Origin of the sequence: Streptomyces sp. NPDC047315 (assembly GCF_040643215.1) — a bacterium.
Lineage (GTDB): Bacteria > Actinomycetota > Actinomycetes > Streptomycetales > Streptomycetaceae > Streptomyces.
In genome coordinates this window covers 1-17,299 of sequence record NZ_JBEYTZ010000071.1, presented here as the reverse complement: position 1 = coordinate 17,299, position 17,299 = coordinate 1, and the positions used below count along the sequence as shown (strand labels likewise).

At 70.1% G+C, this 17,299-nt stretch carries 15 protein-coding genes and 1 riboswitch; of the genes, 12 read left to right on the top strand and 3 right to left on the bottom strand.

Translation table 11 applies throughout. The features are described 5' to 3' along the window. Nucleotides 1–204: 204 nt before the first annotated feature. From ABZ842_RS38170 to ABZ842_RS38125, 10 genes are all read left to right on the top strand, one after another. A complete protein-coding gene (locus ABZ842_RS38170; protein WP_361548263.1) occupies nt 205–813 on the top strand; it encodes a CDP-alcohol phosphatidyltransferase family protein in 609 nt (202 codons plus the stop codon). Nucleotides 814–924: 111 nt separating this feature from the next. Beyond that, nucleotides 925–3,420, top strand: a complete 2,496-nt coding sequence (locus ABZ842_RS38165; protein WP_361548260.1) for a mannose-1-phosphate guanyltransferase — start codon at nt 925–927, stop codon at nt 3,418–3,420. A 108-nt stretch (nt 3,421–3,528) separates the two neighbouring features. Beyond that, nucleotides 3,529–4,458 carry a DUF881 domain-containing protein gene (locus tag ABZ842_RS38160; RefSeq protein ID WP_361548257.1) on the top strand — a complete coding sequence of 310 codons (930 nt, stop codon included), beginning with the start codon at nt 3,529–3,531 and terminating at the stop codon, nt 4,456–4,458. Then, nucleotides 4,455–4,787, top strand: a complete 333-nt coding sequence (locus ABZ842_RS38155) for a small basic family protein (protein WP_003970459.1) — start codon at nt 4,455–4,457, stop codon at nt 4,785–4,787. Before ABZ842_RS38160 ends, ABZ842_RS38155 begins: the two co-directional genes overlap by 4 nt. 5 nt (nt 4,788–4,792) lie before the next feature. Continuing rightward, complete coding sequence (locus ABZ842_RS38150; RefSeq protein WP_361548254.1) at nt 4,793–5,656, top strand: DUF881 domain-containing protein; 864 nt, start codon at nt 4,793–4,795, stop codon at nt 5,654–5,656. A gap of 61 nt (nt 5,657–5,717) precedes the next feature. After that, complete coding sequence (locus tag ABZ842_RS38145; protein WP_361548266.1) at nt 5,718–6,698, top strand: FHA domain-containing protein; 981 nt, start codon at nt 5,718–5,720, stop codon at nt 6,696–6,698. 37 nt (nt 6,699–6,735) lie between these two features. Then, nucleotides 6,736–7,479 carry a MerR family transcriptional regulator gene (locus tag ABZ842_RS38140; protein WP_361548251.1) on the top strand — a complete coding sequence of 248 codons (744 nt, stop codon included), beginning with the start codon at nt 6,736–6,738 and terminating at the stop codon, nt 7,477–7,479. 53 nt (nt 7,480–7,532) lie between these two features. Continuing rightward, a complete protein-coding gene (locus ABZ842_RS38135) occupies nt 7,533–8,006 on the top strand; it encodes a bifunctional nuclease family protein (protein ID WP_361548248.1) in 474 nt (157 codons plus the stop codon). A 215-nt stretch (nt 8,007–8,221) separates the two neighbouring features. After that, nucleotides 8,222–8,767: a MerR family transcriptional regulator gene (locus ABZ842_RS38130; protein WP_361548246.1), complete on the top strand. Its 546-nt coding sequence runs from the start codon at nt 8,222–8,224 to the stop codon at nt 8,765–8,767. Between the two features lie 74 nt (nt 8,768–8,841). Continuing rightward, nucleotides 8,842–10,368, top strand: coding sequence for a DNA polymerase IV (locus ABZ842_RS38125; protein ID WP_361548243.1), 1,527 nt, complete (start codon nt 8,842–8,844; stop codon nt 10,366–10,368). Here the strand turns inward: ABZ842_RS38125 and ABZ842_RS38120 are convergent. Further along, on the bottom strand, nt 10,251–10,661 hold the full coding sequence (locus ABZ842_RS38120) for a PRC-barrel domain-containing protein (protein ID WP_361548240.1): 411 nt from the start codon (nt 10,659–10,661) through the stop codon (nt 10,251–10,253). The genes ABZ842_RS38125 and ABZ842_RS38120 overlap by 118 nt on opposite strands. 125 nt (nt 10,662–10,786) lie before the next feature. After that, nucleotides 10,787–10,884, top strand: a riboswitch (glycine riboswitch). 183 nt (nt 10,885–11,067) lie between these two features. Here ABZ842_RS38120 and gcvP point away from each other — a divergent pair. Then, nucleotides 11,068–13,950, top strand: coding sequence for an aminomethyl-transferring glycine dehydrogenase (gene gcvP / locus ABZ842_RS38115; protein ID WP_361548237.1), 2,883 nt, complete (start codon nt 11,068–11,070; stop codon nt 13,948–13,950). A 121-nt stretch (nt 13,951–14,071) separates the two neighbouring features. Here the strand turns inward: gcvP and ABZ842_RS38110 are convergent, their stop codons facing one another. Beyond that, a complete protein-coding gene (locus tag ABZ842_RS38110; protein WP_361548234.1) occupies nt 14,072–14,269 on the bottom strand; it encodes a DUF5999 family protein in 198 nt (65 codons plus the stop codon). Nucleotides 14,270–14,587: 318 nt separating this feature from the next. Beyond that, nucleotides 14,588–15,175 (bottom strand): hypothetical protein, encoded by a 588-nt coding sequence (locus ABZ842_RS38105; protein ID WP_361548231.1) that lies wholly within the window; start codon nt 15,173–15,175, stop codon nt 14,588–14,590. Nucleotides 15,176–15,688: 513 nt separating this feature from the next. Between ABZ842_RS38105 and ABZ842_RS38100 the strand changes: the two genes are divergently transcribed. Next, on the top strand, nt 15,689–17,203 hold the full coding sequence (locus tag ABZ842_RS38100; protein ID WP_361548228.1) for a glutamate--cysteine ligase: 1,515 nt from the start codon (nt 15,689–15,691) through the stop codon (nt 17,201–17,203). The last annotated feature ends 96 nt before the right edge of the window (nt 17,204–17,299 follow it).

Below are 17,299 nucleotides of genomic sequence, written 5' to 3'. Positions count from 1 at the left end.
TACTGCAGGGGGGACCCTGTGGGAGAGTAGGACGCCGCCGAACAATTTTTGAGGAGAGGGCTCCACACTGAGGTGTGGGGCCCTTTCCGCATTTCTGGACACGTTTTCGGACCTCCGTGCAGAACCACCCCCGTGCCGAACAGGGCCGTGTCTGACGGTAAGGTCAGGGGGCATCATAGGCACGTTCCCCACGGGAGGCTCCGGGTGGAGGTCCAGGAGACCCGCGTCCAGACGGACCGGGTGCTCACCATCCCCAACATCCTCAGCATGGCTCGCCTGGCCGGCGTCCCGCTCTTCCTGTGGCTGATCCTCCGCCCCGAGTTCGGAGGCCCGAACAGCGACGGCTGGGCCCTGCTGGTGCTGATGCTCAGCGGAGTCAGCGACTACCTCGACGGGAAGCTCGCCCGCAAGTGGAACCAGATCAGCAGCCTCGGACGGCTCCTGGACCCGGCGGCCGACCGCTTGTACATCCTGTCCACATTGGTCGGCCTGACATGGCGCGAGATCCTGCCCCTCTGGCTGACCGCAGCCCTTTTGGCCCGGGAACTGATGCTGCTGGTGACGGTGGGAATCCTCCGTCGACACGGTTATCCGCCGCCGCAGGTGAACTTCCTCGGCAAGGCCGCCACCTTCAACCTGATGTACGCCTTCCCGTTGCTGCTCCTGAGTGACGGAACAGGGTGGCTTGCGTCACTTGCCGCAGTTTTCGGATGGGCGTTCGCGGGATGGGGTACAACTCTGTATTGGTGGGCAGGGATCCTGTATGTGACCCAGGCCCGCCGTCTCGTCAAGGCGGATACAGCGGCCGATTGACCTCGTTGGTGCGCGCCGTGCAGTGTGGCCGTTCGCGCATGACGCCAAGAGGGCTTCTCGGGACGAGCGAAGTCGGCTGGGCCGTCGTCTCTCAAGGAGGACGCTTCCGACATGAAGGCCGTCGTGATGGCCGGTGGCGAAGGAACCAGACTTCGCCCCATGACTTCCAGCATGCCCAAGCCGCTCCTGCCAGTCGCCAACCGGCCGATTATGGAGCACGTGCTGCGGCTGCTCAAGCGACACGGTCTCAACGAGACCGTCGTGACCGTGCAGTTTCTCGCCTCGCTCGTCAAGAACTACTTCGGTGACGGCGAAGAGCTCGGAATGGAGCTCACCTACGCGAATGAAGAGAAACCGCTCGGCACCGCGGGTAGCGTGAAGAACGCAGAGGAAGCGCTGAAGGACGACGCGTTCCTCGTCATTTCCGGTGACGCCCTCACCGATTTCGACCTCACCGACCTCATCTCCTTCCACAAGGAGAAGGGCGCGATGGTCACCGTCTGCCTGACCCGGGTCCCCAATCCACTCGAATTCGGGATCACCATCGTCGACGAGGCCGGGAAGGTCGAGCGCTTCCTGGAGAAGCCGACCTGGGGCCAGGTCTTCTCGGACACCGTGAACACCGGCATCTACGTCATGCAGCCGGAAGTCTTCGACTACGTCGAAGCCGACGTGCCCGTGGACTGGTCCGGTGACGTCTTCCCCCAGCTGATGAAGGAAGGCAAGCCGATCTACGGCTACATCGCCGAAGGCTACTGGGAGGACGTCGGCACCCACGAGAGCTATGTGAAGGCCCAGGCCGACGTCCTCGAAGGCAAAGTCGACGTCGACATCGACGGATTCGAGATCTCCCCGGGCGTCTGGGTCGCCGAAGGCGCCGAAGTGCATCCGGACGCGGTCCTGCGCGGACCGTTGTACATCGGCGACTACGCCAAGGTCGAAGCCGACGTCGAGATCCGCGAGCACACGGTCGTCGGATCCAACGTCGTCGTCAAGAGCGGCGCCTTCCTCCACAAGGCCGTCATCCACGACAACGTCTACATCGGCGAGCACTCGAACCTCCGCGGCTGCGTCATCGGCAAGAACACCGACGTGATGCGGTCCGCCCGGATCGAGGACGGCGCGGTCATCGGCGACGAATGCCTCGTCGGCGAGGAGTCGATCGTCCAGGGCAACGTCCGCGTCTACCCCTTCAAGACGATCGAGGCCGGCGCGTTCGTCAACACCTCCGTCATCTGGGAGTCACGCGGCCAGGCGCACCTCTTCGGCGCGCGCGGGGTCTCCGGCATCCTCAACGTGGAGATCACCCCCGAGTTGGCCGTACGACTGTCCGGCGCGTACGCGACGACGCTGAAGAAGGGCGCCACGGTCACCACCGCCCGCGACCACTCCCGCGGCGCACGGGCGCTCAAGCGGGCCGTGATCTCCGCGCTCCAGGCCAGCGCCATCGACGTGCGCGACCTGGAGAACGTGCCGCTGCCCGTCGCCCGGCAGCAGACCGCGCGCGGAAGCGCCGGCGGCATCATGATCCGTACGTCCCCCGGCGTACCGGACTCCGTCGACATCATGTTCTTCGACGAACGCGGCGCCGACCTCTCGCAGGCCGGACAGCGGAAGTTGGACCGGGTCTACGCGCGACAGGAGTACCGTCGCGCCTTCCCTGGCGAGATCGGCGACCTGCACTTCCCGGCCAGCGTCTTCGACTCGTACACCGGATCCCTGCTGCGCAACGTGGACACCACGGGCGTCGCCGAATCCGGTCTGAAGCTCGTCGTGGACGCGTCCAACGGCAGCGCGGGCCTGGTGCTGCCGAGCCTCCTGGGGCGCCTCGGGGTGGACGCGCTGACGATCAACCCCGGGCTGGACGAGGCCCGTCCGACCGAGTCCGCCGAGACGCGGCGGGCCGGCCTGGTGCGGCTGGGCGAGATCGTGGCGTCCGCGCGGGCCGCCTTCGGCGTCCGGTTCGACCCCGTCGGCGAACGGCTGTCCCTGGTCGACGAGCGGGGCCGCATCATCGAGGACGACCGGGCGCTGCTGGTGCTGCTCGACCTGGTCGCCGCCGAGCGGCGCAGCGGGCGCGTGGCGCTGCCGGTGACCACCACGCGCATCGCCGAGCAGGTGGCCGCGTACCACGGCACGCAGGTGGAGTGGACGACGACGTCGCCCGACGACCTGACGCGGGTGGGGCGCGAGGACACCACCATCTTCGGCGGCGACGGGCGCGGCGGTTTCATCGTGCCCGAGTTCAGCAGCGTCTTCGACGGTACGGCTGCGCTGGTGCGGCTGGTGGGTCTGGTGGCCCGCACCCAGCTCACCCTCAGCCAGATCGACGCCCGGATCCCGCGGGCGCACGTCCTCAAGCGCGACCTGGCGACGCCCTGGGCGGTGAAGGGCCTCGTGATGCGCCGGGTCGTCGAAGCGGCCGGCGAACGGCAGGTGGACACCACGGACGGCGTGCGGGTCGTCGAGACCGACGGGCGTTGGGTGATGGTGCTGCCCGACCCGGCGGAGGCCGTCACCCATCTGTGGGCCGAAGGACCCGATGACGCATCGGCCGAAGCCCTGTTGAACGAGTGGGCCGAGGTCGTCGACAGCGCAGGTCACTGACGTGTGAACGGTGGGCGGCGGGCCCCGCGCGGGGGCTCGTCGGCGGACTCGCCGCCCACCGGTGGGGCCATTCGGCGGTACGGGTCACGACGTGCGACGATGTGCGGCATGCCGCAGCAGCACCCCCGTCGGAGCACTGGTTCTCCGCCCGTCCGCCCCGATGCGTCCATGTCGCTGCTGACGAACGTGATGGAGCACAGCCTCGACGACGGGTACGCCGAGGCCGCCGCGCGCCGACGGGCCGAAGGCGAGGGCCTGCCCCGTACGTTGCGCGCCAAGTTGTGGCTGGGCGCAGGGCTGTTGCTGGCGGCCGGGATCGTCACCGTGGGCGCCGCGGAGGCGCGGATATCGGCACCGGTCGTGGCCAAGGAACGCGAGGAGCTGATCGACCGCATCGACGCGGAGACCGCCGACGCGGACGCGTTGGAGCGCAGCGTGGACGCGTTGCGCAAGGAGGTCGGCGAACGCCAGCGCAAGGCCCTGAACTCGGACGGCGACGGCCGCGGTCCGACGGTGGCCCTGATCGCGGGGGCGACCGACGTCGAGGGCCCCGGAGTGAAGTTGGTCGTCGACGACGCGAAGGGCACCGGCGGCACCGGCGGCGGCCCGCGGGAGAGCAGCGGCTTCAGCGACACGGGCCGGGTGCGGGACCGTGACATGCAGCGCGTCGTCAACGGGCTGTGGGAGTCGGGCGCGGAGTCGGTGGCCATCAACGGCCAACGGCTGACCGCCCTGTCGGCGATCCGGGCGGCGGGGGACGCCATACTGGTCGACAACAAGCCGCTGGTGCCGCCGTACACGGTGCTCGCGGTGGGGAACGGGAAGAAGTTGAACACGTCGTTCCAGGACAGCGCCGACGGACATTATTTGCACGCGCTGCGGGAGAACTTCGGCATCCGTTTCAGCATCTCTACTGAGGACAAGGTGCGTCTTCCGGCTGCCCCGAGCCTGATCGTACGTACAGCGGAGCCGGGTACCCCGCAAGCCCCGAAGGGGAGCGGGCAGGGTGCGGCCGAGACAGGGAAAGGCACATCGTGATCGCCGTACTGGGCCTCGTCGTGGGAGTCGTGGTCGGCCTGTTGGTCCGGCCCGAAGTTCCGGCGGTGGTCGAGCCCTACCTGCCCATCGCCGTCGTCGCGGCGCTGGACGCCGTGTTCGGCGGGCTGCGGGCCATGTTGGACGGGATCTTCGTCGACAAGGTCTTCGTCGTCTCCTTCCTGTCGAACGTGGTCGTGGCCGCGCTGATCGTGTTCCTCGGTGACAAACTGGGCGTCGGCGCCCAGCTGTCCACCGGTGTGGTCGTCGTGCTGGGCATCCGGATCTTCTCCAACGCCGCCGCGATCCGTCGGCACGTCTTCCGGGCGTGATGCCGATGCACCGCGACCAGCGCCCAGAAGCGCCGACGGACCCCGCCGACAGGGACGCCCCCGCCAAGAAGGACGGGTCCCTGCCGCCCGAGCAGCCCCCGGGGCCCCGGGCTGCCGAACCGGCCGCCGTCGATCCGGCCCTCAGCGGACCCACCGGCCGGCAGCGGCTGCTGGCCGGACTGTGGCCCCCGAGGGTCACCCGTGCCCAACTCACCGTCGCCCTGTTGCTGTTCGTGCTCGGTCTGGGGCTTGCCATCCAGGTGCGTTCCACGAGCGACAACAGTGCGCTGCGCGGAGCCCGTCAGGAGGACCTGGTCCGCATCCTCGACGAGTTGGACAGCCGCACCGAGCGGCTGGAGGACGAGAAGCGCACCCTGGAAGGGCAGCGCGCGGAGCTGGAGAGCAGCTCCGACCAGGCGGAGGAAGCGCGCCGGCAGACGCAGCAGAAGGAACAGCAGCTCGGGATCCTGGCGGGTACCGTCGCGGCACAGGGGCCGGGCATCGAGCTCACGATCGAGGACGCGGCCGGAGCGGTCGAGCCCGACATGCTGCTCGACGCCATCCAGGAGCTGCGGGCGGCCGGGGCGGAGGCGATCCAGGTCAACGGCGTCCGCGTCGTCGCCGACACGTACTTCACAGGCGCCGCCGGCAACGTGGAAGTGGACGGCAAGACGATCAGCGCGCCGTACCGTTTCAAGGTGATCGGAAAGCCGCAGGACCTGGAGCCGGCCCTGAACATCCCCGGGGGAGTGGTGCAGACACTGGAGAAGGAGCAGGCCACGGCCACCATGGAGCGATCCGAGAAGATCGTCGTGGACGCCTTGCGACCTGCGAAGCAGCCTGACTACGCTCGGTCGTCGGCCCAGTGAGGCGGGGGAGGATGGGGCTTTGCGCATCGGGGCATGAAGTTGCGGGGGGTCGGCAGACGAACTGCCCTCCCCCTGGTGGAAACTGTCTGGCGGGTACGGACGTTGTGAGGGTGTCCGGGTCGGCAGGCGTGATCATCAAGAGTTCGTCCTGCCCCACGGGCGGGTCTATTTCGGTCAAGGGGAATCGCCCGTGAAGTTGTTTGCGAAGTTGTTCGGCAAGAGCGCACGCGAGGACGGCGGCAACGCCAGGCACCGCGCCAAGCGTCAGGGTCAGCAGGAGGAGCAGGGTGGCCAGCGCCCTCTCTTCCGGGACGAGCTCGCTGGTCCGGGCGGTGACATTCCCGGCGGACCGGGCGCGTCGTCTGTTGACCCTGCCGGTGCCGGCCGCATAGGTTTCGGGGAACCATCAACGTCAACTCCGGGTGGAGGGTTCTCCTCCGACCCGTACGCGACCAATCCCCACGGGGGACAGCCGCGGCAGGAGGATCCGTCCATGGCTGGTGTGACGGTGTGTACCAGGTGCGGTTACCGCAACCCGGAGTCCGGTCGGTTCTGCTCCAACTGCGGTGCGCCGCTGCGCAGCGGCGTGACCCCCGAGCGGGCGTCCGAGACCACCTCCACGATCTCCATCTCCGGCCTGGAGGCGTACGACTCGGAGACCACGGGGCAGACCCAGCTCCCGTCGCTGTCGCCCGAGGCGCAGGCCGCCGTGGACGCCCTTCCGCTCGGCTCGGCCCTGCTGGTCGTGCGGCGCGGGCCGAACGCCGGCAGCCGCTTCCTGCTGGACGGCGAGCTGACGACGGCGGGCCGCCACCCGCAGAGCGACATCTTCCTCGACGACGTCACCGTGTCCCGGCGCCACGTGGAGTTCCGCAGGCAGCCCGACGGCAGCTTCAGCGTCGCCGACGTCGGCAGTCTGAACGGCACCTACGTGAACCGCGAGCGCATCGACGCGGTCTACCTGGCGAACGGCGACGAGGTCCAGATCGGCAAGTACCGGCTGGTCTTCTACGCGAGCCACGCGAGCCAGCGGGGCATGTGATCGCCGGTAACCGCCTGTGACCCGTCTGGGGAGGCACATGCTGCGAACACCGACGGGCGGTGCCGGCCACGGCACCGCCACCAAGGGCGAGAGGCTGATGAGCATCGGCACGGTGCTCACCCAGCTCCACGACGAGTTTCCCGAGATCACGATCTCCAAGATCCGTTTCCTGGAGGCCGAGGGGCTGGTCGAGCCCCGGCGCACGCCGTCCGGCTACCGCAAGTTCAGCGCTGCCGACGTGCAGCGACTGGCGCAGGTGCTGCGGATGCAGCGGGACCACTACCTCCCGCTGAAGGTGATCCGCGAACATCTGGACGCGGTCGCACGCGGTGAGCAGCCGCAGCTGCCGGCGCAGGGCGGGCGGCGCGAGCCGGCCCCCGGCGCCGCCCAGGACGGTCCCCAGCCGCCCACGGTCGCGCGGGTGGGCCGTGCGGAGCTGTTGGCCGGTGCCGCGGTATCCGAGGAGCAGCTGGCCGAATGGGAGTCGTACGGACTGCTCACGGCCGGTGAGGACGGTTCCTACGACGCCGAGGCGGTGACCGTGGCCCGGCTGGTGGCCGAGCTGGGCCGGTTCGGTCTGGAGCCGCGGCACCTGCGGGCGGTCAAGGCCGGTGCGGACCGAGAGGTCGGGCTGGTCGAACAGGTCGTGGCACCCTTGCGGCGGCATCGGAACCCACAGACCCGGGCACACGCGGAAGCCACCGCGAAAGAGCTCGCGACCCTGTCCGTACGGCTCCACGCGGCCCTCGTGCAGACCGCCCTGGGGGTCCGTCTCCACTGATCACGGTCGTGCCCGACTACCCAAAGGGGCCGCGCACGGCCTAGGGTTGCTGTGTGAACGAGCTCGACGTTGTGGGTGTCCGGGTGGAAATGCCCTCCAACCAACCGATCGTGCTCCTGCGTGAAGTGGGAGGCGATCGGTACCTCCCCATTTGGATCGGTCCCGGGGAGGCGACCGCGATCGCCTTCGCCCAGCAGGGCATGGCGCCCAGCAGACCGCTGACTCATGACCTCTTCAAGGACGTGCTGGACGCGGTGGGCCAGGAGCTGACCGAGGTCCGCATCACCGACCTGCGGGACGGGGTCTTCTACGCGGAGCTGGTCTTCGCCAGCGGGGTCGAGGTGAGCGCGCGTCCCTCCGACGCCATAGCGCTCGCGCTGCGCACCGGAACGCCGATCTACGGCAGTGACGGGGTGCTCGACGACGCGGGGATCGCGATCCCGGACGAGCAGGAGGACGAGGTGGAGAAGTTCCGTGAGTTCCTCGACCAGATCTCTCCCGAGGACTTCGGGACGAGCAGTCAGTGACTGATGGGGCTGCTTTAGCCCATTCACGTACCCTTTCCCCGATCTGGGGCACGTGAAACCACTCTTAGGGTGATTATCACTCGGCGTGGCGAGCGCGGCGATCGTTGACGCACCCCTGGCGACTGCCTACCGTCGAGTCGGCAGGTCAAGGACGGAGGGTCGGCGTGAGAAGCAGCGGCGACGGTGCGGTTGGGGGCGTCCCCGGACGGAGTCCGGTGGAAGGCGGACCGTATCCGCTCCAGCGGGGTGCGGTCGAGGCGGAGCCGGAGACGGTGGGGTACCGGGGGCCGACGGCCTGTGCAGCGGCCGGGATCACCTATCGACAGCTCGACTACTGGGCGCGCACCGGTCTGGTGGAGCCCAGCGTCCGCCCGGCGTACGGATCGGGCACCCAGCGGCTCTACAGCTTCCGCGACGTCGTCGTGCTGAAGATCGTCAAGCGTTTCCTCGACACCGGTGTGGCGCTCCAGAACATCCGAGCCGCCGTGCAGCACCTGCGTGAGCGGGGTTTCGCCGATCTTGAGCGGATGACGCTGATGAGCGACGGGGCGACGGTCTACGAGTGCACCTCGCCGGACGAGGTCGTCGATCTGCTCCAGGGCGGACAGGGCGTCTTCGGCATCGCGGTGGGGGTGGTGTGGCGGGACGTCGAGGTCGCGCTCGGTCAGCTGCACGGCGAGCGCATCGACACCGGCGAGACCCTGATCGGCAACAACCCCGCCGACGAACTGGCCCGCCGCAGGCGGGACCGGGCAGGCTGACCCTGGCTCCCGCGCCCGGCGCGGCACGGCAGCCCTGCCGGGCGCTGTCAGTGGCATGAGGCAGCATCGGAGGCGTGAGAGCCGCTCCGACGATCCTGCATCTGGACATGGATGCCTTCTTCGCCGCCGCCGAGCAGGCGGCGAAGCCGAGCCTGCGCGGGAAGCCGGTCATCGTCGGAGGGCTGGGCCCGCGCGGCGTGGTGGCCACGGCGTCGTACGAGGCGCGGGTCTTCGGGGTGCACTCCGCGATGCCGATGGCGCAGGCCCGCCGCCTCGCGCCGAACGCGGCGTATCTGGTGCCGCGGTTCGCCTTCTACCGTTCCATCAGCGAGCAGGTCATGCGGCTGCTCGGCGAGCTCTCCCCGCTGGTGGAGCCGCTGAGCCTGGACGAGGCGTTCGTGGACCTGGAGGCCGCGGGGGCGGCCCGGGACGCGGCGTCGGCGCGGGCGGCCGGCGAGCGGCTGCGCGCGGACATCCTGGCGGTCACCGGGCTGACCGGGTCCGTGGGGCTGGCCGGGTCGAAGATGCTCGCCAAGATCGCCTCCGAGCGGGCCAAGCCGGACGGGCTCGTCCTCATCGAGCCGGGCACCGAGCGCGAGCTGTTGGGGCCCCTCTCGGTGCGGATCCTGCCCGGCGTGGGGCCGGCCACCGGTGAGCACCTGCGCCGCGGCGGGATCACCACCTGCGCGGAGTTGGTGCAGGCGGGCGAGGACGAGTTGGTGCGGCTGGTGGGCAAGGCCCACGGGACCGGGCTGTACCGGATGGCCCTCGGGCACGACGACCGGCCCGTGGTCGCCGAGCGCGACACGAAGTCCGTGTCGGTGGAGGACACCTTCGACGTGGACCTGCACGACCGGGTGCGGATCCGCGTCGAGGTCGAGCGGCTGGCCGACCGGTGCGTACAGCGGCTGCGGGCGTCCGGGCACTCGGGTCGCACCATCGTCTTGAAGGTGCGGCGGTACGACTTCTCCACGCTGACCCGCTCCGAGACGCTCCGCGGGCCGACGGACGACCCGACGGTGGTCCGGGAGGCGGCGGCGCGGCTCCTGGAGGCGGTGGACACCACCGGCGGCGTCCGGCTCCTCGGCGTGGGGGTGTCGGGGCTCGCGGACTACACGCAGGAGGACCTGTTCGCCCAGGCCGCCAGCGCCCGGGCGGCCGGGGTCGGTGCCGGTGCCGGTGCGAGCGGTGTTGGGCAGTCGCAGGAGAACGGGGCCGGTGGGTCCGCCGCGCCGCACCGGGACGGGGCGGGCGAGGGCGACTCGGCCGGGGGCGGACCGGCCGAAGCGGAGGCTTCCGTACGCCAGTGGCCCGCCGGGCAGGACGTACGGCACGCCGTGTACGGCGCGGGGTGGGTGCAGGGGAGCGGGGTCGGGCGGGTCACCGTGCGGTTCGAGGTGCCCCAGGGCGCACCGGGGCGGGTGCGGACGTTCCGCGTGGACGATCCGGACCTCGCACCGTCCGAGCCGTTGCCGCTGGTGGATCAGCCGTCGTCGCCGGCGGACCTGTCCGGAGCGGACGGGGCCGACGGAGCGGACGGAGCTGAGGAAGGGGGAGAGGCGGGGGGCGCTTCCGGGGGGAGAGAGAGTTCGAGCCCGTAGTGGTGGTAGAGCTGGAGTTCTTGTTCGGGGGAGAGGTGGCGGCCCACCCCGAAGTCCGGCGCGCCCTTGATCAGGGAGCGCTCGTAGGGGACGCGGAGCGCGTTGTCGACGACGGTGCTCGGTTCGAGGGGGACGAACGCGTCCCGGCTGAACAGCCCCGTGCGGACGGCGGCCCATTCGGGTGACCCCGTCGCGTCGTCCAGGTACACCTCGTCGACCGTCCCTATCTTCACCCCGTCGCGGTCGAAAGCCTTGCGCCCGATCAGGCTGCGCGGATCGATGTCGGTCTGCACGGTCCCTCCAGAGGGTCGCAACTGCTGCCTAAGGCTTACGAAAGGGCACATCGCGGGCGTCGGCCACTCGGGCGATCACATGATCGAGCCGGCAAGGGGTGCGCTGGTAGGCTGGCAGCGGCTGCTGACCCCGTGCGGGAGAGTCCACCGGCAAGGTCGCCGGCGGCGCCGAAGGAGCAAATCCTCCCCGGAATCTCTCAGGCACCTGTACCGCACGGACGAGGTCACTCTGGAAAGTAGAGCGGGCGTCGGACGGCATCCGCTCTCACCGACGGTGAAAGCCGGCGCGCCCGAAAACGGGCGGGCCGGTGAAGCTCTCAGGTTGAGATGACAGAGGGGGAGGCCGTCCAGGGCATCCGCGCCGTGGTGCCCCTCGCAGGTCGCATCAGACCAGGAGGCCGCCTACATGACCGCCAACCGCACCCCGCTCGCGCAGCTGGAGCGAGGCATCCCCTTCGAGCAGCGCCACATAGGGCCCGACGCCGAGGCCCAGGCCAAGATGTTGGCGCAGGTGGGGTACGGCTCGTTGGACGAGCTGACCGCAGCCGCGGTCCCCGACGTCATCAAGAGCGCCGAGGCCCTGGGCCTCCCGCAGGCGCGCACCGAGGCCGAGGTCCTCGCCGAACTGCGCGACCTCGCCGACCGGAACACCGTCATGACGTCGATGATCGGCCTCGGCTACCACGGCACCTTCACCCCGCCGGTCATCCTGCGCAACGTCATGGAGAACCCCTCCTGGTACACCGCCTACACGCCGTACCAGCCGGAGATCTCCCAGGGCCGCCTTGAGGCCCTGCTGAACTTCCAGACGACGGTCGCCGACCTCACCGGCCTGCCCACCTCCGGCGCCTCCCTCCTCGACGAGGCCACGGCCGCCGCCGAAGCCATGTCGCTCGCCCGCCGCGTCGGCAAGGTGAAGGACGGCGTCTTCCTCGTCGACGCCGACGCGCTGCCGCAGACCGTGGCCGTGATCCGCACCCGCGCCGAACCGACCGGCGTCGAGGTCGTCACCGCCGACCTGAGCGACGGCATCCCCGCCGAGATCGCCGAGCGCGGCGTCTTCGGCGTCCTCGTGCAGTACCCGGGCGCCTCCGGGGCCGTACGGGACATCAAGCCCGTCATCGAGGAGGCCCACGGCCTCGGTGCGGTCGTCACCGTCGCCGCCGACCTGCTCGCGCTGACGCTGCTCACCTCCCCCGGGGAGCTCGGCGCCGACATCGCCGTCGGCACCACGCAGCGCTTCGGCGTCCCCATGGGCTTCGGCGGCCCGCACGCCGGCTACATGGCCGTGCGCGAGACGTTCGCCCGCAGCCTGCCGGGACGGCTCGTCGGCGTCTCCGTCGACGCCGACGGGAACAGGGCGTACCGCCTCGCCCTCCAGACCCGCGAACAGCACATCCGCCGCGAGAAGGCCACCAGCAACATCTGCACGGCGCAGGTGCTGCTCGCCGTGATGGCCGGAATGTACGCCGTGTACCACGGTCCGCAGGGGCTGCGCTCCATCGCCGAGCGCACCCACCGCTACGCCGCACTGCTCGCCGCGGGTCTGACGGCCGGCGGGGTCGAGGTGGTCCACGGTGCGTACTTCGACACCGTGACGCTGCGCGTCCCGGGCCGTGCTGCCGACGTGGTCGCCGCCGCGCGCGAGGGCGGGGTCAACCTCCGCCTCGTGGACGACTCCCACGTCTCCGTCGCCTGCGACGAGACCACCACGCGCAGCGCCGTGGCCGCCGTCTGGGCCGCGTTCGGCGTCGAGGCCGACCTCGACGCGCTGGACGCCACCACCTCGGACGCGCTGCCCGACGGCCTGCTGCGGACCGACGAGTACCTGACCCACCCGGTCTTCCACCAGTACCGCTCCGAGACCGCGATGCTGCGCTACCTGCGCCGACTCGCCGACCGGGACTACGCGCTGGACCGCGGCATGATCCCGCTCGGCTCCTGCACGATGAAGCTGAACGCGACCACCGAGATGGAGCCGGTGACCTGGCCCGAATTCGGCCAGATCCACCCCTTCGCCCCGGTCGACCAGGCCGACGGCTACCTCACCCTCGTGCGGGAGCTGGAGGAGCGACTCGCCGAGGTCACGGGGTACGACAAGGTCTCCCTCCAGCCGAACGCCGGCTCCCAGGGCGAGCTCGCCGGGCTCCTCGCCGTCCGCGCCTACCACCGCGCCAACGGCGACGAGCAGCGCACGGTCTGTCTGATTCCGTCCTCCGCGCACGGCACCAACGCGGCCAGCGCCGTGATGGCCGGCATGAAGGTCGTCGTCGTCAAGACCGCCGACGACGGCGAGGTCGACGTCGACGACCTGACCGCCAAGATAGCGAAGCACCGGGACGAGTTGGCGGTGCTGATGATCACCTACCCGTCCACCCACGGGGTGTTCGAGGAGCACGTCGCCGACATCTGCGCCCAGGTGCACGAGGCCGGCGGGCAGGTGTACGTCGACGGTGCCAACCTCAACGCGCTGGTGGGGCTGGCGAAGCCGGGCGTCTTCGGCGGCGACGTCTCGCACCTGAACCTGCACAAGACCTTCTGCATCCCGCACGGCGGCGGCGGTCCGGGCGTCGGTCCGGTGGCGGTCCGGGCGCACCTCGCCCCGTACCTGCCGAACCACCCCCTCCAGCCGACGGCGGGCCCCGAGACGGGCGTGGGCCCGATTTCGGCCGCCCCCTGGGGCTCGGCGGGCATCCTGCCCATCTCCTGGGCGTACGTGCGGCTGATGGGCGGCGAGGGTCTGAAGCGCGCCACCCAGGTCGCGGTGCTCGCGGCGAACTACGTGGCCAAGCGGCTGGAGCCGCACTACCCGGTGCTGTACACGGGCCCGGCCGGGCTGGTCGCGCACGAGTGCATCGTGGACCTGCGGCCGTTGTCGAAGGCGACCGGCGTCAGCGTCGACGACATCGCCAAGCGGCTGATCGACTACGGCTTCCACGCGCCGACGATGTCCTTCCCGGTCGCCGGGACGCTGATGATCGAGCCCACCGAGAGCGAGGACCTGACCGAGCTCGACCGGTTCTGCGACGCGATGATCGCGATCCGGGCGGAGATCGAGAAGGTCGCTTCGGGCGAGTGGCCCGCGGACGACAACCCGCTGCGGAACGCCCCGCACACCGCGGCTGCGCTGGGCGGGGAGTGGACGCACCCCTACGGCCGTGACGAGGCGGTCTTCCCCGCCGGGGCGAGCGCGGACAAGTACTGGCCGCCGGTGCGGCGCATCGACGGGGCGTTCGGCGACCGGAACCTGGTCTGCTCCTGCCCGCCGCTGGACGAGTACGAGAACTGACGCACGGCCGCCCCGCGGCGTGCATCGGGGCCGGTACGGAGACCTTCTGCGGTCCCGTCCGGCCCCTCTTTCGTCTTTTCTTCTCTCTTCGTACCGCGCCGCGTCCTTTGCTACGTGCCGGCTATGCGGCCGTGCTGGTCTGGAGCGGTCGGTGCGGAGCGATGACCTGACCGTCCGGCAGCAGCTCGCCCGTGTCCTCGAACAGGAGCACTCCGTTGCACAGCAGGCTCCAGCCCTGCTCGGGGTGGTGCGCCAGGAGACGGGCGGCGTCCCTGTCGGCGGAGTCTGACGTCGGGCAGGCTGGTTGGTGCTGGCACATGGCTGGGTTCTCTCGCTCTGGTGTGATGTGTGTCCTGCGGCTAGATGGTGCCGTCATGGCCGTTCCCCCGTATCTGTCGTTCCGCTCCCAGTGTTGCCCCACGGGCGCCGATCCGCAGGGATTTCGCGACAGCTCGTCTTACTCGTGAGGGACGCATCACCCACCTGGATGGTTCAGCTCAACTCGACTGTCCTTTCGGGTGGTTCGCGATGGTCGGAACGGGCTAGTCCGGTGCGGACGGCTGTGCGCCCCGCAACGGGCGAACGGTCGCGGGGCGCACGGCGGGGGGTACGGATCAAGCCGCTCGGGCCGCCCCCTTCAGGCGGGTGAGCCGAGGAGCGGCGCGGGGGTGAGTCGCAGGGTCATCACCGGGAGGAGTTCCGCGACCCGGTACGGCCGGTGGGCGGTGATGCCGGGCGGCGCGGGCGCCAGCGGCATCAGGACGTCGGTGGGCGCGAGGAAGGTCGAGGAGGCGTCGGCCTCCGGATCGCCGTGCAGCCAGAGGGTGAGCATGTAGAGGGCGGGTACGGACAGCAGGCGCGGCTGGAACGGGGTCGAGAACGACTCCGCCTGCCGCAGGGCCAGTTCGGTGGAGCTGAGGTAGGGGCCCTCGAAGAAGTGCGAGAAGGCCCAGCCGTCGGGCGTCAGCAGGGTTTCCGCCGCGGCGACGTTGCGGTCGTCGGCGCGGAGCAGGAAGCGCCACCCCGTGGGACGGGTGCGGGGCCCGGTGTCGTCGGTGACGACCTGGTCCAGCACGTGGAGGGGGAGCGGTGACTCGGGGCTCACGGGTCCCTGGACGGACCTGAGTGCCGGGGTGCGGTCCTCACGGACGGCGGTAGGGGAACTGAGTGCCGCGAGAACGCTGCGGACAGCCGGCGCGGGGGCTTGGAGGACATGCAGCGGCATGGTGGGTCGCCTCTCACTCGGGGAGACACGGTGAATCGGTGAAAAGGGCGCCAGTGCGGACGGCGTTGTCGGCACGCGGGGGCCAAGGGGACTGGAAAGGCCGCCGGGCGCCAACCGTATGCCTCAGTAGCGGAGTTTATACGACACGTGTTCGCACGATGTTTCCGCTAGCGTCCCGCGCCATTCACGACAAGGCTGGTTCAGGTCTATGTGCGGGGGGCGTTGTGTCGGATTTCTGATGTACGTCACGCAACGGCCTGGTATTTTGCCCGAACCTTGGTAGGCCGAAACCTGTCGGAGTTTTTCACCACAGTTGCCGCGGGGTGGGTGTCCATTACACCTGGGTGGGGGTAGGTGGTCCTGGCGCACCGCTGGTCGACCGCGGGATCGTAGCTGCCACACTAACGGTCCCGGGCCGTCCCCGCTGCGTTATGGATCAGTCAGTCTGGGCATTATCGTCCCTGAGACGAGCGGCCGACGCCGTGTGGCGCCCACCCGAGGAAGGACACTTCGATGGGGGACAAGGTCGTCACCGACGGTTTCGAGCTGTCCGATCGCCAGCGGTACCGGCGGAAGTTGCAGCAGTGCCTCGCGGGCCTGGCGCGACTGTTGGACGAGAAGCGCTTCGACCGGCCGAAGAATCTGATGGGCCTGGAGATCGAGCTGAATCTCGTGGGCACTGACGGGCAGCCCCGCATGATGAATGCGGAAGTGTTGGAACGCATCGCGAGTCGCGATTTCCAGACCGAACTCGGAATGTTCAACCTGGAAGTGAACATCGTGCCCCACCGGCTCGGCGGGCACGTTCTCGACCAGCTGGCCGAAGAGCTGCGGGCCGGTCTGGGATATGCCGACCGCAAAGCCAGCGAAGTCGGTGCCGGGATCATGATGATCGGTATTCTGCCGACCCTCGCCCAGGCCGATCTGGTGAGCGGCAACCTCTCCGCCGACGACCGCTACACGATGCTGAACGAGCAGATCGTGGCGGCGCGGGGCGAGGAGTTCGCCCTGGACATCGCCGGGGTGGAGCGGCTGAGCTGTACGTCGGCGTCCATCGCGCCGGAGGCCGCCTGCACCTCGGTGCAACTGCATCTGCAGGTGACGCCGGCGCGGTTCGCCGACGTGTGGAACGCGGCGCAGGCCGTGGCCTCGGTGCAGGTCGCGGTGGGGGCCAATGCGCCCTTCCTGTTCGGCAAGGAGCTGTGGCGGGAGTCCCGGCCGCCCCTCTTCCAACAGGCCACCGACACCCGGCCGCCCGAACTCCAGGCACAGGGTGTCAGGCCGCGCACGTGGTTCGGTGAGCGCTGGGTGACGTCCGCCTACGACCTCTTCGAGGAGAACCTGCGCTTCTTCCCCCCGCTGCTGCCGATCTGCGACGAGGAGGAGGACCCACTGCGGGTCATCGACGACGGCGGGGTGCCCCGGCTCCATGAACTCGTCCTGCACAACGGCACGGTGTACCGGTGGAACCGCCCGGTGTACGGGGTCGCGGACGGCGTCCCGCACCTGCGGGTGGAGAACCGGGTGCTGCCGGCCGGCCCCACCGTCACGGACGTCGTCGCGAACGCCGCCTTCTACTACGGGCTGGTGCGGGCGCTGGCGGACGAGCCGCGACCGGTGTGGAACCGGTTGCCGTTCGAGGCCGCCGCGGAGAACTTCGACACCGCGTGCCGCGACGGGATCGACGCCGAGCTGCGCTGGCCCCGGCCCGGGCGGGCGGGCGGCGTCACGACGGTCCCCGTCACCAAGCTGGTCCGGGACGAGCTGCTGCCACTGGCGGCTGCGGGGCTGGACGCGTGGAACGTCTCGGCGGCCGACCGCGACCGCTACCTCGGGGTCATCGAGCAGCGCTGCCGGCGCCGCACCAACGGCGCGACCTGGCAGGCCGAGACCTTCCACCGGGCCCTGGACGCAGGGCTCGGCAGGGACGCGGCCCTGGCTGCCACCACCCGGCGCTACCGCGAGCTGATGCACCGCGGGGAGCCGGTGCACACCTGGCCGACGGGCTTTCCCGGCCCCGGCGCCTGACGCCCCCGTTATGTTTTTCGCGGTCCTGCAATGGGGCCGCTGGCCTCCGGGCCCGGTATGACTGTGTCCCCTCTGTCGAACGGATGACCTGGGGGG